Annotated in this window: 20 protein-coding genes; 16 read left to right on the top strand and 4 right to left on the bottom strand. The window is 61.5% G+C overall.

The features are described from left to right. Window positions 1–216: 216 nt before the first annotated feature. The gene (locus AB6V08_RS20040) at window positions 217–513 is read left to right on the top strand and encodes a hypothetical protein (RefSeq protein ID WP_439649902.1); all 297 of its coding nucleotides are present in this window, start codon (window positions 217–219) and stop codon (window positions 511–513) included. Here the strand turns inward: AB6V08_RS20040 and AB6V08_RS20035 are convergent. Both AB6V08_RS20035 and AB6V08_RS20030 read right to left on the bottom strand, forming a co-directional pair. Continuing rightward, a complete protein-coding gene (locus AB6V08_RS20035) occupies window positions 510–2,294 on the bottom strand; it encodes a diguanylate cyclase (protein WP_368544563.1) in 1,785 nt (594 codons plus the stop codon). The genes AB6V08_RS20040 and AB6V08_RS20035 overlap by 4 nt on opposite strands. Window positions 2,295–2,395: 101 nt before the next feature. Next, on the bottom strand, window positions 2,396–3,505 hold the full coding sequence (locus AB6V08_RS20030; protein ID WP_368544562.1) for an AI-2E family transporter: 1,110 nt from the start codon (window positions 3,503–3,505) through the stop codon (window positions 2,396–2,398). 347 nt (window positions 3,506–3,852) lie between these two features. Between AB6V08_RS20030 and mmuP the strand changes: the two genes are divergently transcribed. The 15 genes from mmuP to tauD all read left to right on the top strand — a co-directional run bounded on the left by mmuP (window position 3,853) and on the right by tauD (window position 17,567). Beyond that, window positions 3,853–5,253 (top strand): S-methylmethionine permease, encoded by a 1,401-nt coding sequence (mmuP, locus tag AB6V08_RS20025; RefSeq protein ID WP_368544561.1) that lies wholly within the window; start codon window positions 3,853–3,855, stop codon window positions 5,251–5,253. After that, the gene (mmuM, locus tag AB6V08_RS20020; protein ID WP_368544560.1) at window positions 5,240–6,175 is read left to right on the top strand and encodes a homocysteine S-methyltransferase; all 936 of its coding nucleotides are present in this window, start codon (window positions 5,240–5,242) and stop codon (window positions 6,173–6,175) included. The genes mmuP and mmuM overlap by 14 nt, the downstream gene beginning before the upstream one ends. A gap of 276 nt (window positions 6,176–6,451) precedes the next feature. Continuing rightward, window positions 6,452–7,840, top strand: a complete 1,389-nt coding sequence (locus AB6V08_RS20015) for a cytochrome-c peroxidase (protein WP_368544559.1) — start codon at window positions 6,452–6,454, stop codon at window positions 7,838–7,840. 43 nt (window positions 7,841–7,883) lie between these two features. Continuing rightward, complete coding sequence (ccmA, locus tag AB6V08_RS20010; RefSeq protein ID WP_368544558.1) at window positions 7,884–8,495, top strand: cytochrome c biogenesis heme-transporting ATPase CcmA; 612 nt, start codon at window positions 7,884–7,886, stop codon at window positions 8,493–8,495. Next, window positions 8,486–9,145, top strand: coding sequence for a heme exporter protein CcmB (gene ccmB / locus AB6V08_RS20005; protein ID WP_368544557.1), 660 nt, complete (start codon window positions 8,486–8,488; stop codon window positions 9,143–9,145). Before ccmA ends, ccmB begins: the two co-directional genes overlap by 10 nt. Window positions 9,146–9,170: 25 nt before the next feature. Further along, a complete protein-coding gene (locus AB6V08_RS20000) occupies window positions 9,171–9,908 on the top strand; it encodes a heme ABC transporter permease (protein ID WP_368544556.1) in 738 nt (245 codons plus the stop codon). Continuing rightward, complete coding sequence (ccmD, locus tag AB6V08_RS19995) at window positions 9,905–10,084, top strand: heme exporter protein CcmD (protein WP_368544555.1); 180 nt, start codon at window positions 9,905–9,907, stop codon at window positions 10,082–10,084. Before AB6V08_RS20000 ends, ccmD begins: the two co-directional genes overlap by 4 nt. Further along, complete coding sequence (ccmE, locus tag AB6V08_RS19990) at window positions 10,081–10,542, top strand: cytochrome c maturation protein CcmE (RefSeq protein WP_368544554.1); 462 nt, start codon at window positions 10,081–10,083, stop codon at window positions 10,540–10,542. The genes ccmD and ccmE overlap by 4 nt, the downstream gene beginning before the upstream one ends. Continuing rightward, window positions 10,539–12,452 (top strand): heme lyase CcmF/NrfE family subunit, encoded by a 1,914-nt coding sequence (locus AB6V08_RS19985; protein ID WP_368544553.1) that lies wholly within the window; start codon window positions 10,539–10,541, stop codon window positions 12,450–12,452. The genes ccmE and AB6V08_RS19985 overlap by 4 nt, the downstream gene beginning before the upstream one ends. Then, window positions 12,449–12,994 carry a DsbE family thiol:disulfide interchange protein gene (locus AB6V08_RS19980; protein ID WP_368544552.1) on the top strand — a complete coding sequence of 182 codons (546 nt, stop codon included), beginning with the start codon at window positions 12,449–12,451 and terminating at the stop codon, window positions 12,992–12,994. The genes AB6V08_RS19985 and AB6V08_RS19980 overlap by 4 nt, the downstream gene beginning before the upstream one ends. Further along, a complete protein-coding gene (locus AB6V08_RS19975) occupies window positions 12,991–14,013 on the top strand; it encodes a cytochrome c-type biogenesis protein CcmH (RefSeq protein WP_368544551.1) in 1,023 nt (340 codons plus the stop codon). Before AB6V08_RS19980 ends, AB6V08_RS19975 begins: the two co-directional genes overlap by 4 nt. Before the next feature lie 144 nt (window positions 14,014–14,157). Further along, on the top strand, window positions 14,158–15,120 hold the full coding sequence (gene tauA, locus AB6V08_RS19970; RefSeq protein WP_368544550.1) for a taurine ABC transporter substrate-binding protein: 963 nt from the start codon (window positions 14,158–14,160) through the stop codon (window positions 15,118–15,120). 10 nt (window positions 15,121–15,130) lie between these two features. Next, entirely contained in the window at window positions 15,131–15,898 is a 768-nt protein-coding gene (gene tauB / locus AB6V08_RS19965) for a taurine ABC transporter ATP-binding subunit (RefSeq protein ID WP_368544549.1), read from the top strand. Next, the gene (tauC, locus tag AB6V08_RS19960; protein WP_368544548.1) at window positions 15,895–16,722 is read left to right on the top strand and encodes a taurine ABC transporter permease TauC; all 828 of its coding nucleotides are present in this window, start codon (window positions 15,895–15,897) and stop codon (window positions 16,720–16,722) included. The genes tauB and tauC overlap by 4 nt, the downstream gene beginning before the upstream one ends. After that, window positions 16,719–17,567 carry a taurine dioxygenase gene (gene tauD, locus AB6V08_RS19955; protein WP_368544547.1) on the top strand — a complete coding sequence of 283 codons (849 nt, stop codon included), beginning with the start codon at window positions 16,719–16,721 and terminating at the stop codon, window positions 17,565–17,567. Before tauC ends, tauD begins: the two co-directional genes overlap by 4 nt. A 321-nt stretch (window positions 17,568–17,888) precedes the next feature. On the opposite strand, the gene AB6V08_RS19950 is transcribed toward tauD, so the two are convergent. After that, window positions 17,889–19,589, bottom strand: coding sequence for a lysophospholipid acyltransferase family protein (locus AB6V08_RS19950; RefSeq protein ID WP_368544546.1), 1,701 nt, complete (start codon window positions 19,587–19,589; stop codon window positions 17,889–17,891). Between the two features lie 124 nt (window positions 19,590–19,713). Further along, complete coding sequence (hemB, locus tag AB6V08_RS19945; RefSeq protein WP_368544545.1) at window positions 19,714–20,688, bottom strand: porphobilinogen synthase; 975 nt, start codon at window positions 20,686–20,688, stop codon at window positions 19,714–19,716. Between the last annotated feature and the right edge of the window lie 533 nt (window positions 20,689–21,221).

Below are 21,221 nucleotides of genomic sequence, written 5' to 3'. Positions count from 1 at the left end.
CGCCCGCTCGCTGTCAGGTCATGTCAGACGCAAGCAAGAAAACGAATAACCCTGATAATTGTGGTATCGGCACGAGAGTCGCATTTCTTAATTGAAATTACCGTGAGCGGTCAACGCGTTGCCCTTAATGCGCCTGTTTTTTGTTCCACGTCAGGATTGCCCGCCTTAACACCTTTTATCGTGCAGGCCATTCCCTTCTTTAATCGAGCTATGTAAATGAAAACAAGATCCTCCTGGCGGGGGCTTTTTGCTGCGTGCTGCATCCTGATGGTGGGCAACGTTGAAGCAAAAGCCCGGGCGGTATCCGATGAGCAGGTGAAAGCAAACGTGATCGCCGAATCGATAGCCTCTTACCCCAGCGTCTGCGCGTGCCCGTTCAATCGCGCGCGAAACGGCAGCGCGTGCGGAAGGCGCAGCGCGTGGAGCAAAGCGGGAGGCTATGCGCCCATTTGCTATAAAAATGAAGTGACGAACGAGATGGTAAAAGCGTGGCGGGAGCAAAATAGCAGCTAGCCCGCCTCCAGCATGCCGAAGCTCACAATCCGGGAGCGGCCAAGCTCTTTTGCCCGGTACAGCGCCACGTCCGCCGCCCGCAGCAGGCTATCGCTCTGGGCGTGCTGCGGGTAGCTGGCGATGCCGATGGAGACATCCACCGGGCCAATCTCCGACAGCCCGTAGCGCAGCGACAGCTCGCGCACGCCGTTGTAGATCTCCGTTGCGCGGGCGTGCGCGGCCTCTTCGTCGGCGCCGGTGAGCAGAGCCAAAAACTCCTCGCCGCCGTAGCGGAAGGCCAGCCCGCTGTCGTGCACGGTGCGCTGGATAATCGCCGCCACGCTTTTGATGACCTGGTCCCCCGCCTCGTGGCCGAAGCGGTCGTTGATGCTCTTGAAGTGGTCGATGTCGATCATCAGGCAGCTCACCGGCTCGTCGTTGCGCATTGCCTGGGCCATTTGCGTGCGCATCGTGTCTTCCAGATGATGACGGTTACGCAGTCCGGTTAGCGGGTCGAACAGCGCTTTTTCCAGCAGGGCATCGCGCAGCCGCTGGTTCGCCAGCGCCAGGCCGAGCGCCTCGGCCATCAGCTCCAGGTAGGCGCGAGAGGGGGCGGTTTCAGCGGTGATGTTCTGGAATGAGAGCAGGCCAATTGCCTCGCCCTGGGCAATCAACGGGACGCACAGCGAATGATGGCCCTGAGATTCTGGCAGGTGATAGCAGGCGATATCCGGCTCGCCGTTGACGGGCGGGTGGCTTTGACCGCGGCGCACGGCCCAGCACTCGTCCGGCGGGAAGCGCAGTTTATCGCCTTCCGGGGATAACCATTCGGCGGCGCAGCGCATCTCCCACGGGTCGCGCTCCAGAATATACAGCCGCCCTGACACGCCCGGCGCAATGTTCGGGGCGAACAGCTCCGCCACGTTAATCACGTCGGCAAAGTTCTCGCAGCCCTGAAGGCGCTGGGTCATGCGCGCCAGTAGCTCGCGAACGGCCCAGTCGGCGTCGCGCTCTTTTTCCAGCCGCTGCCTTGCAAGGCCGTTTTCACGAAAGATACGAATGGCCTGCGCCATGTCGCCAATTTCGTCGATCTGGTTGAAGTTGGGCGTTTCGACGGCGTAATCCTGAGAGGCGAGGCGATGAACCACGTCGCTTAGGCGCACGACCGGGCGCAGCACGCGGCGCTTTAAGATGAACCCGAGCACGAACAAAAACAGCAGGGCGGTCAGGCCGACCGTGATTTCCGAGGCGGTGCGCAGGTTTTTTGATTTTTGCGTCGCATCCTGAACGACCGCAATCACCCGCTTGTCGAGCATCTGGCGAAAGTGGTCAATTTGCCGCTGCGCGCGCTCCAGCTCCTGTTCATAAGCCGTGCCGTAGAGCAGGGCAACGGCCTGCTGCTCTTCGCCCCGCGCGATGCCGGACAGGGCGGCCTGCTGCTCGTCCTGTAGCTCATCAATAATCTTTAACCCGTCCCGCAGCAGCCCCAGCTCTTCTTCAGACGCGCCGTTGTCCCGCAGTTTTTCCAGCCGGTGCTCAACGTTTTTAAACCGGTCCTGCTCCTTGCGGTAATCGTTGAGCACCTCGGGATCTTTTTTAATCACAAACAGGCGCGCCAAATCCGACAGCATCCAGGCGTCGGTTTCGACGTCTTCCGTCAGCTGATCGAACATCTGCCGCTGCTTCACCGCCTCGCGCTCGGCGTTATCGGCGTGAGAAGCCATCAGCATGACAATGCCGGAAGCGAGGGTCAGGCAGACCGTGGCACCGTAGGCCCAGTTTGTTATCGTGGCGATTCGCACCTGTTGGATCCTTTTACGGCAAGCGTGGGATGGCGTTCTTTAAATTATAGAAAACGTTTGATTTGTGGTGATAAAAAAGGCGGCCGCGGCCGCCCTTTTGGCTAGAGATCCGGCGGGTTTCGGCCCTCTTCGATAAAGTCCGCGTCGAGCTCTTCGGCGTTACCCTCGTGGTCGCGCCCGGAGAACAGGTTCCAGCAGGCGATGAACAGCGCCGCAATCAGCGGGCCGATAACAAACCCGTTGATGCCGTAAAGCTCCATGCCGCCAAGCGTGGTGATAAGGATCAGGTAGTCCGGCATTTTGGTGTCTTTGCCCACCAGCAGCGGGCGCAGGATGTTATCCACCAGCCCGACGATGATCACGAAGAAGCCGACGATAAACAGACCCTGCCACAGCTGGTGGGTGGCGAACAGGAAGATGGCCGCGGGCACCCAGACAATCGCCGACCCTACGGCTGGCACCAGCGAGAGGAACGCCATCAGCGCGCCCCAGAGCACGCTGCCGTCGATGCCCACAATGGCAAAGGCGATACCGCCGAGCGTGCCCTGAACCACCGCTACCACCGCCGTGCCTTTTACCGTGGCGCGGGAAACGCCAACGAATTTGGCGAACAGGTGCTGCTTAGCGAAGTCAGACAGCGGCAGCGAGTCGAGGATCTGGCGCACCAGATACGGCCCGTCCTTGAGCAGGAAGAACAGCAGGTAGAGCATGATGCCGAAGCTGATCGCGAACCCGAAGGTGCCTTTACCGATCAGGAACGCGCTGCCCGCCAGGTATTGCCCGCCCTTCAGCGCCACGTCCGAGAGTTTTTTCTGGATCTGCTCGGCGTTATTCAGGTTGTGATCGGCGAGGAAGCCGCTGGCCCAGTCCGGCAGGCGGTTGAAGATGCTCGCCACCACTTCCGGGAACTGGGTATTGTTTTGCTGCAGTTTGGTGTACACCACGTTCAGCTCAATGGCGAGAGAGGAGAGGATCACCATCAGCGGAATAAATACGATCAGGCAGATAATGCACAGCGTTAAAAACGACGCCAGTCCGTTGCGCTCGCCCAGCGCGCTGCGCAGTTTGTTCTTCACCGGGTTGAAGATGATGGTCAGGATCGCGGCCCACAAAATGGCGGAGAAGTAGGGCGACAGCACATCGAAGAAGGCCCAGGTCACGAGGGCGAGAATGAAAATGAAAAAACCTTTGGTCAGTCCGTTAAAGCGCATCTGTTGATCCTGTAACAAAGAAACAGTCTCGACTATAGAACTGATTTAAGGATTTACCAATAAATGTGCGGTCTGCATCCAGACGGCGGCGCGCGGGTATGAATCTTTCGTAACCGGATACCACTTTCGTTTGACCGCCGATCTCACCGGCCCGCGCCATGCTGTAGGTATCTGCTTGCGGAGGTGCCTATGGCCTGGCGACCAATTCTCTACGTTATCCTCACCACCCATCCCCGGCTCAGCGCGCGACGCGCCCGGCTGCGCCTGGTCGGGTAGCTTTTTGTTAACAATCGCGGTATAAAAGACCTTCTTTGGATGTTTAGATGTCCATACGTTTAGAAGGTAATATGCAAACACAACAAGAAAATGGGCAGCTTAAGCGCACCATGAAAACGCGCCACCTGATTATGCTCTCGCTGGGCGGCGTGATTGGCACAGGGTTATTCTTCAATACCGGCTACATCATTTCCACCACCGGGGCGGCGGGGACGCTGCTGGCGTACCTGATTGGCGCGCTGGTGGTCTGGCTGGTGATGCAGTGTCTGGGCGAGCTCTCCGTGGCGATGCCGGAAACCGGCGCGTTTCACGTCTACGCCGCGCGCTACCTCGGTCCGGCGACGGGCTATACCGTGGCGTGGCTCTACTGGCTCACCTGGACGGTGGCGCTCGGGTCGAGCTTTACCGCCGCCGGGTTCTGTATGCAGTACTGGTTCCCGCAGGTGCCCGTCTGGGCGTGGTGCGTCGTGTTCTGCGCGGTGATTTTCGGCCTCAACGTCATCTCCACCCGCTTCTTCGCCGAGGGCGAATTCTGGTTCTCGCTGGTGAAAGTCATCACCATCATCGCCTTTATCATTCTTGGCGGCGCGGCGATCTTTGGCTTTATCCCGATGCAGGACGGTTCCCCCGCGCCGGGCCTGAGCAACATCACCGCCGAAGGCTGGTTCCCGCACGGCGGCCTGCCGATCCTGATGACCATGGTGGCGGTGAACTTTGCGTTCTCCGGCACCGAGCTTATCGGCATCGCGGCGGGGGAAACCGAAAACCCGCATAAGGTCATTCCGGTGGCGATCCGCACGACGATTGCGCGTCTGATTATCTTCTTTATCGGCACCGTGTTCGTGCTGGCGGCGCTGATCCCGATGCAGCAGGCCGGCGTCGAGAAAAGCCCGTTCGTGCTGGTGTTTGAAAAGGTCGGCATTCCCTACGCGGCGGATATCTTTAACTTCGTGATCCTGACGGCGATCCTCTCGGCGGCGAACTCCGGTCTGTACGCGTCGGGCCGTATGCTGTGGTCGCTCTCGAATGAGAAAACGCTGCCGCGCTGCTTTGCCCGGGTCAATAAAAATGGCGTGCCGCTGACGGCGCTCTCGGTGTCGATGCTCGGCGGCGTGCTGGCGCTCTTTTCCAGCGTGGTGGCGCCGGACACGGTGTTTGTCGCGCTGTCGGCGATCTCCGGCTTTGCGGTGGTGGCGGTGTGGATCAGTATCTGCGCCTCGCACTTTGTCTTCCGTCGCCGCCACCTGCAGTCCGGCCAGCCGCTTGAGGCGTTGCAGTACCGCGCGCCGTGGTATCCGCTGGTGCCGGTGCTCGGGTTTATTCTGTGCGTGGTGGCCTGCGTTGGCCTGGCGTTTGATCCGAGCCAGAGAATTGCCCTTTACTGCGGGCTGCCGTTTGTCGCCCTGTGTTATGGTGCGTACTACCTGACCCGAAACCTGAACACGCAGGAGCCTGAACATGTCGCAGAATAATCCGCTGACCGCGATCCTTGAAAAACAACCCTTTGTGGTGCTTGACGGCGCGATGGCAACGGAGCTGGAAGCGCGGGGATGTAACCTTGCCGATAGCTTATGGTCGGCGAAAGTGCTGGTCGAAAACCCGGAGCTTATCCGCGAAGTGCACCTGGACTATTTCCGCGCCGGGGCGCAGGTGGCGATCACCGCCAGCTATCAGGCGACCCCTGCGGGCTTTGCGGCGCGCGGCCTGGACGAGGCGCAGTCCCGGGCGCTGATTGGCAAAAGCGTGGAGCTGGCGCGAAAAGCGCGCGAAGCGTATCTGGCGGAAAATGCCCACGCCGGCACGCTGCTGGTAGCGGGCTCCGTGGGGCCTTACGGCGCTTATCTGGCCGACGGCTCGGAGTATCGCGGCGACTACGTGCGCAGCCCGGAGGAATTTACCGCGTTCCACCGCCCGCGCGTCGAGGCGCTGCTCGATGCGGGCGCAGACCTGCTGGCCTGCGAAACGCTCCCGTCGTTTGCGGAGATCGAGGCGCTGGCGGCGCTGCTTGCCGACTATCCTCGCGCCCGGGCGTGGTTCTCGTTCACCCTGCGCGACAGCGAGCACCTGAGCGACGGCACGCCGCTGCGGGAGGTGGTGAGCGCGCTGGAAAACTCTCCGCAGGTTGTGGCGCTCGGCATTAACTGCATCGCGCTGGAAAACACCACCGCCGCGCTTGCTCATCTGCACGCGCTGACGGCGCTGCCGCTGGTGGTCTATCCCAACTCTGGCGAGCACTACGACGCCGTCAGCAAAACCTGGCACCACCACGGCGAAGAGTGCGAAACCCTGGCCGGGTATTTACCCCAGTGGCTCGCCGCAGGGGCGAAGCTGATCGGGGGCTGCTGCCGCACCGCGCCGAAAGATATCGCCGAACTGGTTTCCCGGCGCGGATAAATAAACCCCCCTTATTCGTCAGAATAAGGGGTAAACAGAGCGCACTATGCGTATTATTTAATTCTCATTTAATTCGTTATTATAATATCTCACTCAGTTATATTTCCCTCGCAAATAATTAATTCCTTTTAATCGCTCATTCCTATTTAAACAATAGCCGCTGCCAATAATGAATATTGATTGCTGTCAACAAGCCCGAGCCTTACCCCTTTATGATTAACGCGCAAAAATAATTCAATTCCTCTCTGGGTGTTCCGTTTTTTTAAGGATAAAAAAATGAACAAATTGCTCCGCATAACGGCCTTTTGCGCTGCCGGCGCGGCCGCCTGTTATTTAGGGTTATCCGGTTACGTCTGGTATCACGATAAAGGGCGTATAAATGAAAACGATGTTCAACTTTCCGCCGTCAGCGAAAATAATCAGGTATTAAGCTTCTTTCGAGAAAAGGGCTGCGATTATTGCCACACGCCGTCTGCCGCTCTGCCTTTCTATGCCTCTTTCCCCATTGCAAAACAATTAATGGAGTACGACACGCGTCTGGGCTACCAGTCTTTTAATCTGGAGCCGGTGCGTAAGGCGCTTATTGAAGACCAGGCCGTTTCACAAAGCGATTTGAATAAAATTGAGTGGGTGATGCAGCACAATACGATGCCGCCAACCCGCTACGTGGCGCTGCACTGGGCGGGCAAAATTGACGACGGCGAGCAGGCGATGCTCCTCAACTGGATCAAGACCCAGCGCGAAAGCCATTACGCCTCGGCCGAGATGGCGGCTGAAAAGCGTAACGAGCCCGTACAACCTATCCCGAAAGCGCTGGCGGTTGATGCGCAAAAAGTCGCCTTGGGCTTCCGCCTTTATCACGACACGCGCCTTTCCGGTGACAGCACGCTCTCCTGCGCAAGCTGCCACTCTCTCAACGCGGGCGGCGTCGACGGTCGCCAGACCTCCATCGGCATGAACGGCGCGGTCGGGCCAATCAACGCCCCAACGGTGCTTAACGCCACCTTCAACAGCGAGCAGTTCTGGGACGGTCGCGCCGCGGATTTGCAAAAACAGGCCGGCGGCCCGCCGCTCAACCCTATCGAAATGGCGTCCAAATCCTGGGACGACATTGTGGCGAAGCTGGAGGCCGATCCGGCCATGACGAAGGCCTTTGAGTCCGTCTATCCGGAAGGCTTTAGCGGTGAAAGCATCACGGACGCGATTGCCGAGTATGAAAAGACGCTGATCACCCCGAACGCCCCGTTCGACAAGTGGCTGCGCGGGGATGAAAACGCCCTGACCGCCCGGCAAAAGCACGGCTATACGCTGTTCAAAGACAACAAATGCGCCACCTGCCACGGCGGCGTTATCCTCGGCGGCCGTTCGTTTGAACCGCTGGGGCTGAAAAAAGCCTACGATTTCGGCGAAATCACCGACGCCGACATCGGGCGCATGAACGTCACCCGCGAAGTGCGCGACCGTCTGCGCCAGAAGGTGCCGGGCCTGCGCAACGTGGCGCTCACCGCGCCGTACTTCCACCGCGGGGATGTGCCGACTCTCGACGAGGCGGTGAAGCTGATGCTGCGCCACCAGGTGGGCACCAGCCTGCCGCAGAGCGATGTTGACGACATCGTGGCCTTCCTCGACAGCCTGACCGGGGTGTACACCCCTTACCATCCGTAATGGAGAGGGCCGTCGAAAGGCGGCCCGATGAGTGGGAAACCTCATGCTTGAAGCCGTGAATCTCAGCTGCGAACGCCACGCGCGCACGCTCTTTTCCGATCTCTCTTTTACCGTCTCATCCGGCGCGCTGGTGCAAATCACCGGGGAGAACGGCGCGGGAAAAACCACGCTGCTGCGGATATTAACCGGGCTGGCGCAGCCGGAAGAGGGCGGCGTGACCTGGCGCGGCGAGCCGCTCTCTGACGTGCGCGGGCATTTTCACCAGCATCTGCTGTGGATGGGCCATCGCCCCGGGGTGAACGCCCGGCTGACGGCGCGAGAGAATTTACGCTTTTACCATCAGGACACCCGCGAGGCGCTGGACGCCGCCCTGCGCAGCGTCGGGCTTGAGGGGGAAGAAAACACCCCGGCGAACCGGCTGTCCGCCGGGCAGCAGCGCCGGATTGCGCTGGCGCGGCTGTGGCTGAGCCGCGCGCCGCTGTGGATCCTCGATGAACCCTTTACCGCTATCGATGCCGCCGGGGTTGCGCTGCTCACGCAGCGTCTGGTGGCGCACGCGCAGCGGGGCGGGGCGGTGATTTTTACCAGCCATCAGCCGCTGGCCGTCGACTCGCTTCGGCAAATCTCCCTCACGGGGGACACATCATGCTGCTGACCATTATCGCGATGGAGCTGCGGGCAGGGTGGCGGCACCCGGCAGACCTGCTGAATCCGCTCGGGTTCTTTCTGATTGTGATTACGCTTTTCCCGCTCGGCGTTGGCCCCGAGCCGCAGGTGCTGGCGCGCATTGCGCCCGGTGTTATCTGGGTGGCGGCGCTGCTCTCCTCGCTGCTGGCGCTGGAGCGCCTGTTTCGCGACGACTTTCAGGACGGCAGCCTCGAACAGCTGCTGCTGATGCCCGTGCCGCTGCCGCTGGTGGCGCTGGCAAAAATCATCGCCCACTGGCTGATGACCGGTCTGCCGCTGCTGCTGTTCTCACCGCTGGCGGCGCTGCTGCTGGGGATGGACGGCTACGGCGGCTGGGTGATGGCCGGCACCCTGTTGCCCGGCACCTTAACCCTTAGCCTGCTCGGCGCGCCGGGCGTGGCGCTCACGGTGGGGGTGAAGCGCGGCGGCGTGCTGCTGAGCCTGCTGGTGCTGCCGCTCACCGTTCCGCTGCTGATTTTCGCTACGGCGGCGATGGACGCCGCCGCGGGACACCTGCCCGTGCAGGGCTATTTTGCCATCCTGGGCGCGCTGCTGGCCGCGAGCGCAACCTTAAGCCCGTTTGCTACCGCCGCCGCGCTGCGGATTGGCCTTCAATAAGACGTTTCATCGAAGAGGGAGCTTTATGTGGAAAAGACTTCACCCGCTCGCGATGCCTTCCCGGCTCTACGCGCTGTGCTGCCGGTGCATCCCCTGGTGCGCCGCTATCAGCCTTTTGCTGCTGGCGTGCGGGCTTATCTGGGGGATGGCGTTTGCCCCGGCGGATTATCAGCAGGGCGACGGGTATCGCATCATTTACCTGCACGTCCCGGCGGCGATTTGCTCAATGGGGCTGTACGCCGCAATGGCGGCGGCGGCCTTTGTTGGCCTGGTCTGGCAAATAAAAATGGCGAACCTGGCGATCGCCGCGATGGCGCCGGTGGGGGCGGTCTGCACCTTTATCGCGCTGGCGACCGGGGCCGCGTGGGGAAAACCCATGTGGGGCACCTGGTGGGTCTGGGACGCGCGTCTGACCTCCGAGCTGGTGCTGCTGTTCCTCTACATGGGGGCAATGGCCCTGTGGTCCGCCATTGACGACCGTAAGCAGGCCGGGCAGGCGATGGGCATTCTGGTGCTGATTGGCGTGGTGAACCTGCCCATCATTCATTATTCGGTGGAGTGGTGGAACACGCTGCACCAGGGCTCCACGCGGATGCAGCAAAGCGTTGCGCCGGAGATGCGCTTCCCGCTGCGGATCGCCATTCTGGGCTTTTTGCTGACCTGCGCCACCCTGACCTTAATGCGTCTTCGCACCCTCATTTTGTTCCACGAACGCCGTCGTTCGTGGGTATCTGAACTTTTCATTCCGCGAGGCTTTTCATGACCAGCGCATTTTCTTCCTGGGCCGCTTTTTTTTCGATGGGCGGCTACGCCTTTTACGTCTGGCTGTCGTTCGCCCTAACCCTGATCCCCCTGGCGGCGCTGACCTGGCATAGCGAACATCAGCACCGGGCGCTGCTGCGCTCGCTCAACCCCCACGCCGAGAAGGAGAAGGGATGAATCCGCGCCGACGCAATCGCCTGTGGGCGGCCGCCGCCATACTCAGCGGTCTGAGCCTCACCGCCGGGCTGGTGCTGTACGCCCTGAGCAGCAACATCGATCTGTTTTACACCCCCGAAGAGATCCGCTTCGGCAAGCACGAAACCGGGCTGAAGCCCGAGGTCGGGCAGCGCCTGCGCGTGGGGGGAATGGTGAAAGCGGGCAGCGTGGATCGCGCGCTCGATTCTCTGGATATTCGCTTCCATCTGTACGATGCCGGGGCGGAAATCACGGTGCTCTACAGCGGCATCCTGCCGGATCTGTTCCGGGAGGAGCAGGGCGTGGTGGTGCAGGGCGAGCTGCTGCCGGGCAACGTGGTGCTGGCGAAAGAGGTGCTGGCGAAGCATGACGAAAACTACACCCCGCCGGAAGTCTCAAAAGCGATGCAGGATAACCACCAGCGGGCGGGCAGACCATGATGCCGGAAGCGGGGAATGCCCTGCTGTGCGCGGCTATCGCCATCGCCCTTCTCCAGACGGTCTTCCCCCTGTTCGGCGCGGCGCGCGGGGACGTGCGCCTGATGGGGCTGTCGCGCCTGCTCGCCTGCCTGCTGTTTGTGAGCATCGGCGGCGCCTTCGTTCTGCTGATGCGCTGCCTGGCTGAAAATGATTTTACGGTCGCCTACGTGGCGGCCAACTCCAGCTCCCTGCTGCCGGTGTGGTATCGGCTGGCGGCGGCGTGGGGGGCGCATGAAGGCTCCCTGCTGCTGTGGGTGCTGCTGATGAGCGGCTGGACGTTTGCCGTTGCGCTGTGCAGCCGCCAGGTGCCGATCAAAACCCTGGCGCGGGTGCTGGCGGTGATGGGGCTAATCACCCTCGGGATGCTGCTGTTTATTGTCTTCACCTCCAACCCCTTCGCGCGCACGCTGCCGGATTTTCCGCTGGAGGGGCGCGACCTGAACCCGATGTTGCAGGATCCGGGGCTTATCCTCCATCCGCCGCTGCTCTACATGGGCTACGTGGGCTTTTCGGTGTCGTTTGCCTTTGCGATTGCCGCCCTGCTGGGGGGCGAGTTTGACCGCGCCAGCGCCCGCAGCGCCAGACCCTGGGCGCTGGCGGCGTGGATCTTCCTGACCCTCGGTATGGTGATGGGCTCCGCCTGGGCCTACTACGAGCTGGGGTGGGGCGGCTGGTGGTTCTGGGATCCGGTGGAAAACGCCTCGCTGATGCCCTGGCTGGTGGGCACCGCGCTGCTGCATTCGCTGATTGTGAGCGATAAGCGCGACGGCTTTAAGGCCTGGACGCTGCTGCTCTCTATCGCCGCGTTTTCCCTGTGCCTGCTCGGTACGTTCCTCGTGCGCTCCGGTGTACTGGTGTCGGTTCACGCCTTTGCATCCGATCCCGCGCGCGGCATGACGATCATGGCCTTTATCGCCCTGATCGTCGGCGGCTCCCTGCTGCTGTTTGCCCTGCGCGGCTACCGCCTGCGCTCCCGGGTAAACAGCGGGCTCTGGTCGCGGGAGTCCCTGCTGCTCGGTAATAACGTGCTGCTGATGACCGCCATGCTGGTGGTGCTGCTCGGCACGCTGCTGCCGCTGGTGCACAAGCAGCTTGGGCTGGGATCCATCTCCGTGGGCGAGCCCTTCTTTAATTCCCTGTTTGTGGCGCTGATGGTGCCGTTTTCCCTGCTGATGGGGCTCGGGCCGCTGGTGCGCTGGGGGCGCGATAACCCCCGCTCGCTCAGGCGCCTGCTGCCGGGCGCGGCGCTCATCGCGCTGGCGGCCCTTCTGCTGCCGTGGCTGATGCAGGGGCGCCTGGTGGCGATAGCCGCGCTCGGCGTGGCGATGGCGCTGGTGATTGTCTGCCTGACGCTGGCGCTGCTGCTGCGCTGGCACCGCGCGGGGATCGCGATGTCCTGCGGTCAGCGGGGCATGGTGCTGGCGCATCTCGGCGTGGCGGTGACGGTTATTGGCATTGCGTTTAGCCAGAACTTCAGCGTGGAGCGCGACGTGCGGATGCGGCCGGGCGAGAGCGTCCAGATACAGGATTACCGCTTTACCTTCGACGGCGTGAAGGAGAGCGTCGGGCCCAACTGGATTGGCTCAACGGGGGCGCTGACGGTTACGCAAAATGACCGGCCCGTTGCGACCCTGCTCGCCGAAAAGCGCCGCTACGGCAACCGCATGGTGATGACCGAAGCGGCGATTGACGGCGGCCTGACGCGGGATCTGTATGCCGCGCTGGGCGAGCCGCTGGATAACGGCACCTGGGCGCTGCGCCTGTACATCAAACCCTTCGTGCGCTGGATCTGGGCGGGCGGCCTGCTGATGGCGCTGGGCGGGCTGGTCTGCCTGGCCGACCCGCGCTTGCGAAAAAGGAGAGTGAAATGAAACGCTACCCGTACCTGCTCCCGCTGGCGCTGTTCGCGGCGCTGGCGATAGCGCTGCTGGTGCAGCTTGAGCGCAACGCGCAGGGGGACGACCCGACGCAGCTCGAGTCTGCGCTGGTGGGGAAGCCGATCCCGACGCTGAGGTTGTCCGTGCTGGATGACGCATCAATAGGCTTTACCGCACAACTGGCCGGCCCGGCGCTGGTGAATGTCTGGGCCACCTGGTGCCCGACGTGCCGCGCCGAGCACCGTTTTTTAAACCAGCTCGCGGGCGAGGGCGTGCGGATCTACGGCCTGAACTACAAAGACGACCGCCAGAAGGCGCGCGCCTGGCTGAACGCGCTGGGTAACCCCTACGCCCTGAGCCTCTTCGACGGCGACGGCATGGCGGGGATGGAGCTGGGCGTTTACGGCGCGCCGGAAACCTTTCTGATCGATGCGAAAGGGATCGTGCGCTACCGCTACGCGGGGGCGCTGACGCCGGACGTGTGGGAACAGAAGCTGAAGCCGCTGTGGCTGCAGGCGGTGGGGGAGGCGCGATGATGAAATCACTTCTGCTCGCCCTGCTGCTGTGCGCGGCCTCTGCGACGGCGAGCGAAGCGGTGCGGGTTTTTGCCAGCGCCGAGCAGGAGCAGGCCTGGCGCGAGCTGACCGCGCAGCTTCGCTGCCCGAAATGCCAGAACAACAGCATCGCCGACTCTAACGCCGCGATTGCCACCGACATGCGGGAAAAGGTCTGGTCGCTGCTGCAGGAGGGCAAAAGCCGCGAGGAGATCGTCGGGTATATGGTGGCGCGCTACGGCCAGTTCGTGACCTACGATCCGCCGTTTACCGTCGCGACCTCGCTGCTGTGGCTGCTGCCCGCCCTGACCGTCGCGGCGGGCGGCGTCGTTATTTTTCGCCGCTCGTGCAGGCGGACTGCGCCGGTGCGCAGGGTTGCAGAGGCGACCGCGCCGGCGAAACCGCTCGGCGTGGGATGGCTGGCGCCGGGCGTGGCGCTGGCGGTCGGGTTTGGCGCTTTTTGCTATCTGCAAACCGGAAGCTATACCCAGGTGCGCGCCTGGCAAACGGCGGTAGGCGCCGCCCCGGCGCTGCTGCTCAGGCTGGAAAACCCGCAGGCGGAGCCGCTCAACCACGAGGAGCTGCAGCAGCTCACGCTCGGGCTGCGCACCCGGCTGATGCAGGGTGAGCCCTCGGCGCGGCTGTGGATGCTCATGGCGCGCCTCGCCACCCTGGCAGACGACGGCGAAACCGCGCTGCACGCCTGGAAAAGGGGGTATCAGATGGAGCCGGACAACCGGGAGGCGCTGCTGGGCTACGCGAAGGGGCTGACCCAGTCCTCCAGCCCGGAAGATAAGCAGCGTGGCGGGGAGCTGCTGCGCGAGCGCATTCAGGCTGGCGAAGCCGATCCGCGGCTGATCGTCCTCTACGCCGTCAATGCCCTGGAGCAGGGGCGGCGGGACGAGGCGGTAAAATCGGGTCAGGCGGTGCTGCAAACGCTTGGCGAAAACGATCCGCGCCGCGGGATGGTTGAACGCCTGCTGGAGGAAGCGCGGCGCTAGCGGGGATCGGTATTTACCGTTTTTAGCTATGCTTTGCCGGTTTTTATCTAAAAACGAATCGTAATTAGCGATGCTTTTTAATTCCTTTATCAAAATTCCCGCGCCGGAAATACTGCCCCCATAACAACAACGGGGGCAGGCATTATGGCAATTTCATCGCGTATTACGTTACTTGGCGCACTGGCGCTGTGGGCATTTCAGGCGCAGGCGGTGGACGTTACCGTCGCGTATCAAACCTCTGCGGAGCCGGCGAAGGTCGCGCAGGCGGACAACACCTTTGCCAAAGAGAGCGGGGCAAAAGTGGACTGGCGCAAATTCGACAGCGGCGCGGCGATTGTTCGCGCGTTAGCCTCGGGCGACGTGCAGATTGGCAACCTCGGCTCAAGCCCGCTGGCGGTGGCGGCCAGCCAGCAGGTGCCGATTGAAGTTTTCCTGCTGGCCTCCCAGCTCGGGAACTCCGAAGCGCTGGTGGTGAAGAAAAATATCACGAAGCCCGAAGATCTGATCGGCAAGCGCATCGCGGTGCCGTTTATCTCAACCACCCACTACAGCCTGCTCGCGGCGCTCAAGCACTGGGGCATCAAGCCGGGCCAGGTGCAAATCATCAACCTGCAGCCGCCGGCGATTATTGCCGCCTGGCAGCGTGGCGACATTGACGGGGCCTACGTCTGGGCGCCTGCGGTCAACGAGCTGGAAAAAGACGGCACCGTGCTGACCGACTCGGAAAAGGTCGGGCAGTGGGGTGCGCCAACCCTCGACGTGTGGGTCGTGCGTAAAGACTTCGCCGAGAAGCATCCTGAGGTGGTGAAAGCCTTTGCCAAAAGCGCCATCGACGCCCAGCAGCCTTACATCAGCAACCCGGATGAGTGGCTGAAGCAGCCCGCCAACCTGGAAAAACTGTCCCGTCTGAGCGGCGTGCCGGAAGCGGACGTGCCGGGTCTGGTGAAGGGCAATACCTATCTCACCCCTGCCCAGCAGGTGCAACAGCTCGCCGGGCCGGTGAATAAAGCGATTGTCGATACCGCGACCTTCCTGAAAGAGCAGGGCAAAGTGCCTGCGGTGGCGGCGGATTACAGCCAGTACGTGACCGATCGCTTTGTGAAATAAGGGGACTGCCATGCTGACCATTTCAAACCTGCACGCCAGCTACGGCGGAAAGCCCGCGCTGGAGGATATCAACCTGACGCTCGACGGCGGTGAGCTGCTGGTGGTGCTGGGGCCGTCCGGCTGCGGGAAAACCACGCTGCTGAATCTGATTGCCGGGTTTGTTCCTTATCAGCATGGCGTTATCCAGCTTGAAGGTAAAAAAGTGGAGGGCCCCGGCGCCGAGCGCGGCGTGGTCTTCCAGAACGAAGGGCTGCTGCCGTGGCGCAACGTGCAGGAGAACGTGGCGTTTGGCCTCCAGCTGGCGGGCGTCGGGCGCGAGCAGCGTCTGGACACCGCGCGCCAGATGCTGAAAAAAGTGGGGCTGGAAGGGGCGGAAAAACGCTTTATCTGGCAACTTTCCGGCGGTCAGCGCCAGCGCGTCGGCATTGCCCGCGCGCTGGCGGCAAATCCGCAGCTTTTGCTTCTCGACGAACCGTTCGGGGCGCTGGACGCCTTCACCCGCGAGCAGATGCAAACCCTGCTGCTGCGCCTGTGGCATGAAACCGGCAAGCAGGTGCTGCTAATCACCCATGACATCGAAGAGGCGGTATTTATGGCCACCGAGCTGGTGCTGCTTTCACCGGGGCCGGGTCGCGTGCTGGAACGCCTGCCGCTCGATTTCGCCCGCCGCTACGTCGCCGGAGAGCCGGTGCGCAGCATTAAATCCGACCCGCAGTTTATCGAGAAGCGCGAGTACGTGCTGAGCCGGGTGTTTGAACAGCGGGAGGCCTTCTCATGAGCATCGTGTTCAGTGAAAAAGCGCGCCGCGCGCGCCTGACCCTGCGCTGGCCCCTGTCGCGCCAGCTTACCCTGAGCATCGGCACGCTGCTGGTGCTGCTGGCGGTGTGGTGGGCGGTCGCGGCGCAGCAGTGGGTCAGCCCGCTGTTTCTGCCGCCGCCGCAGCAGGTGCTGGCAAAACTTATTACCATCGCCGGGCCGCAGGGCTTTATGGACGCCACGCTCTGGCAGCATCTGGCGGCGAGCCTCGGGCGCATTCTGGTGGCGCTGCTGGCGGCGGTGGTTATCGGTATTCCTGTTGGCATCGCGATGGGCCTGAGCCCAACGGTGCGCGGCATTCTCGACCCGCTGATTGAGCTCTACCGTCCGGTGCCGCCGCTGGCCTATCTGCCGCTGATGGTGATCTGGTTTGGCATTGGCGAAACCTCGAAAATCCTGCTGATTTATCTGGCGATTTTCGCCCCGGTTGCCATGTCGGCGCTGGCGGGCGTCAAGAGCGCCCAGCAGGTGCGCATTCGTGCGGCGCAGTCTCTGGGCGCCAGCCGCGCGCAGGTGCTGCTGTTTGTGATTTTGCCGGGCGCGCTGCCGGAGATTTTAACCGGGCTGCGCATCGGCCTTGGGGTGGGCTGGTCAACGCTGGTCGCCGCCGAGCTTATCGCCGCCACGCGGGGCCTTGGGTTTATGGTGCAGTCTGCCGGGGAGTTTCTGGCGACTGACGTGGTGCTGGCAGGGATTGCGGTGATTGCCGTGATTGCCTTTGGTTTAGAACTGGGGCTGCGCGCGCTACAGCGCCGCCTGACGCCCTGGCATGGAGAAATACAATGAGTGAACGTCTGACCATTACCCCGCTGGGGCCGTACATTGGCGCGCAGGTGTCGGGCCTGGATGTGACCCGCCCGCTGAGCGATAACCAGTTTGAACAGCTGTATCACGCGGTGCTGCGCCATCAGGTGGTGTTTCTGCGCGAGCAAGCGATTACCCCGCAGCAGCAGCGCGCACTGGCCCTGCGCTTCGGCGATTTACACATTCATCCGGTGTACCCGCATGCGGAAGGAGTGGAGGAGATTATCGTCCTCGACACGCATAACGATAATCCGCCGGATAACGACAACTGGCATACCGATGTGACCTTTATCGATACGCCGCCTGCCGGGGCGATTCTGGCGGCGAAGCTGCTGCCGGAAACCGGGGGCGATACCCTGTGGGCCAGCGGGATTGCGGCCTTTGAGGCGCTTTCGGCACCGTTCCAGAAGCTGCTGAGCGGGCTGCGCGCGGAGCATGATTTCAAGAAATCGTTCCAGGAATATAAGTACCGGAAAACGCCGGAGGAGCATCAGCGCTGGCAGGAGGCCGTGGCAAAACACCCGCCGCTGCTGCATCCGGTGGTGCGTACCCATCCGGTCACGGGAAAACAGGCGCTGTTTGTGAACGAGGGCTTTACCACGCGCATTGTGGACGTGAGCGAGAAAGAGAGCGAGGCGCTGTTAGGGTTCCTGTTCGCGCACATCACCAAACCGGAGTTCCAGGTGCGCTGGCGCTGGCAGGCGAACGATCTCGCCATCTGGGACAACCGCGTGACGCAGCATTACGCCAACGCGGATTACCTGCCGCAGAGAAGGATTATGCAGCGGGCGACGATTCTGGGGGATAAGCCGTTTTATCGTGCCTGATCCCCTCACCCTAACCCTCTCCCCAAAGGGGAGAGGGGACTGTCCGGTGCGGTTGGCGAGGGGAATGCCCAATGGGTTTTCACCCTTTCCCGTTTAGCACTCGTAGGCCGGGTAAGGCGTAGCCGCCACCCGGCAATTGTGCGCCGTTCTTGCCGGGTGGCGCAGCGCTTACCCGGCCTACATACAAATACCCGTCAAAGTTGCGCCTCAATATACCGCTGATAGCACTCGTAGGCCGGTAAGGCGTAGCCGCCACCCGGCAATTGTGCGTCGTTCTTGCCGGGTGGCGCTGCGCTTACCCGGCCTACATACAAATACCCGTCAAAGATGCGCCTCAATATACCGCTGATAGCGGTTCGCCTTGAGGTAACACAGATCTACCAGCACCAGCCCGTCGACGCAGTTGTTGAACGCCGGGTCGCTGCCGAAATCGATAAACTGCACCCCGCCGGGCTCGCACAGCTCGGAATACTGCTTGTAGAGCGGCGGAATGCCGCAGCCCAGGTTGCCGAGCAGGGATTTCAGCTTCGTCAGGTCGTCCACGTAATCCACGCCGCCGAACTGGGCCAGCACGTCCGGCAGCGACGCCGGATAGGGCTGGCGCGACGCCGCCAGCGGGTGGCTTGCCGGGAACCACAGGCGGTAAAACGCCACCAGCAGATCCCGCGCCGCAGGGGGTAAGCCCCCGGAAATCGACACCGGGCCAAACAGGTAACGGTAGTGCGGGTAGCGCGCCAGGTACGCGCCAATGCCCGACCACAGATAGTCCAGCCCCCGGCGTCCCCAGTAGCGCGGCTGAATAAAGCTGCGCCCCAGTTCGATGCCTTGCGCCAGCACGTCCTGCATTTTATCGTCGTAGTGGAACAGGCTGTAGCTGTAGAGCCCCTCCACGCCGCGCGTCTCAACCTGCATCGCCGTCGGCATAAAGCGGTAGGCGCCGACGATCTCTAAATCGTCGTCATCCCACAGAATCAGGTGCAGATAGTCATCGTCGTAACGATCGGTGTCCCGGCGCTTGCCGCTGCCTTCCCCGACCGCGCGAAAGGCGATCTCCCGCAGGCGCCCCAGCTCGCGCAGTAGCGGAGCCTCTTCCTGCCCCCCGCGCTGCCACAGGTAGATGGATTTGCCGTCGCCGGTTTTGCCCAGGCACTCCGCCTGCGCCAGTGCGCGCTTGAGCGTCGCCCGGTCTTCCGGTCGGGCAATTGCGCACTGGGTTTTGAACACGCCGGGCACTCCCTTGCCAAGACGCATCACGTGCTGACGGCACTGCTCGGCCATCTCACGCGGTGAAAGGGTGCCGCTAAACCAGTGCTCCCAGGCAATCTGCTGGCCGATTTTGATCGGCAGGGTGCTGTGGCGGCGGCGGAACATCTGCTGCATCAGCAGCAGAATCGACAGGGTCGGGGAGAGCAGCGTGCTGGCATAGAACAGGGCGCTGTTGCGCGCCTGAATATGCACGGGCAGCAGCGGGGCGCGCAGCTTTCCGGCGAGCTTGATAAAGCCCGAGTGCCATTTTTTATCGCGGATGCCTTTGCGCGTGGGGCGCGAGACCTCGCCAGCCGGGAAGAAAATCAGCACGCCCGCGTTTTGCAGCTGCAGCTCCATCTGGATAAGCGAGCTTTTCGCCGTCCTGCCGCCCATGTTATCCACCGGGATAAACAGCGAACTCAGCGGCTCAAGATGGGTGAGCATCCGGTTGGTAACGACTTTGACATCCCGGCGCACGCGGGAAACGGCGTACAGCAGGGCCAGCCCGTCGAGGGTGCCGGTAGGGTGGTTGGCGATAATGACCAGAGGGCCGTGTTCGGGGATTTGTTCGAGATCGCGGGCGGAAAGGGTGCAGAGAATATCGAGATGCTCCAGGACTTGCTCCACCATATCCAGCCCTTTCAGGTGGCGGTGGGCTGCGGCAAACTGCTGGAACTCCTCTTCGTAAAACAGCCTTTTTAACAGACTTTTTTGCCAGGGCGCGGGCCTCGCCTGAGGCCAAAGGTCATCGAGAACGCTATCGAGACTAAACATGATCACTCCTCCTGCCGTCTTGCGAAGACAGTAGAAGGCGCAGATGTCGTTTGTATTGCAGGCGGATGACGTTTTTTGGCGAGGCTGGCCGGGGCGGGCGAGATTGCCCCGGCGCAGCGTGGGATCAGCGCAGAATGTTCTTCTCGGCCAGATCCAGCGCGAAGTAGCTGAAGATCAGATCCGCGCCCGCGCGTTTGATGGCGCCGAGGCTTTCCAGAATCACTTTCTCTTCGTCGATCGCACCCGCCTGGGCGGCGAATTTGATCATCGCGTACTCGCCGCTCACCTGGTATGCGCCCAGCGGCAGCTCGGTGCGCTCGCGGATATCGCGCAGAATATCGAGATACGCGCCCGCCGGTTTCACCATCAGGCAGTCTGCGCCCTGCGCTTCGTCGAGCAGGGATTCGCGGATCGCTTCGCGGCGGTTCAGCGGGTTCATCTGGTAGGTTTTACGGTCGCCCTTCAGCGCCGTGCCTGCCGCTTCGCGGAACGGGCCGTAGAAGGAAGAGGCAAACTTGGTGGAGTAGGACATGATCGCCGTGTCGGTAAACCCGGCGGCGTCCAGCGCCTGGCGGATGGCCTGCACCTGACCGTCCATTGCCGCAGAAGGGGCGATGAAGTCCGCGCCCGCCGCCGCTGCCACCACGGCCTGCTTGCCGAGGTTTTGCAGGGTGAGATCGTTGTCCACGCCGTGATCGCACAGCACGCCGCAGTGGCCGTGGGAGGTGTATTCGCAGAAACAGGTGTCGGACATAACGATCATTTCCGGCACGGTCTGCTTCGCGATGCGCGACATACGCGCCACCAGGCCATCTTCTTTCCACGCATCGCTGCCGGTGGCATCCGTGTGGTGGGAGATCCCGAAGGTCATGATCGAGCGGATACCCGCGTTGGCAATGCGTTCGATTTCACGCGCCAGATGCTTTTCCGGAATGCGCATCACGCCCGGCATGGCATCGATAGCTTTGTAGTCATCGATCTCTTCTTCAACAAAAATCGGCAACACCAGATCGTTTAAGGTCAGTGTTGTCTCTTCAAACATAGCGCGCAGTGCGGGTGACTTGCGCAGGCGACGGGGACGTGCAATTAAATCGGTCATGGGTATGCCTGACGTTTGAGGAACAATGCCGCTAGTGTACCTCAAAGCGCGCGCGTCTGTTTTACTAAAGTGGTCGTTTCGGGAGCGCGCCACGCGCCTGCGGCAATAAGAGAAACGGCTATTTCTATAATAGAATTAATTTTTAATTCGCGCATTTTTGTCGCGCTTGATCTACGCCCTGAATTTAGACGGGATATGAATGGGGACTTCTTTTTAATATTTATTTAAATTTTTTGCTGTTGTTCCCGTGACGTTGTGGGGAGTTTAGTTAATTTTATATTTGCGCTATTTCTGAATCATCATTTACATATAACTTCTGGTGATCATTTAAATGGATTCTCAATTTTTTACGCTGTTTGTTTGTTCGTAATTATATGTTTTTATTGATTTTTTATATTGGTTGTATTTCTTTTTAAAATATTGTCCGCTTTCGGACTTAATCGAAACATTCATTGAACCTTTTTCCTGTGAGACTGCATAATCTTTTCCGCAATAAAAACTTGTTGCATGAATTATTTGATGGACAATCTTGC

Origin of the sequence: Enterobacter soli, from assembly GCF_964208575.1 — a bacterium.
Classification (GTDB): Bacteria; Pseudomonadota; Gammaproteobacteria; order Enterobacterales; family Enterobacteriaceae; genus Enterobacter; species Enterobacter soli_A.
The sequence above is the reverse complement of the archived record's forward strand: the minus strand, read 5'-3'. Positions and strand labels throughout refer to the sequence as shown.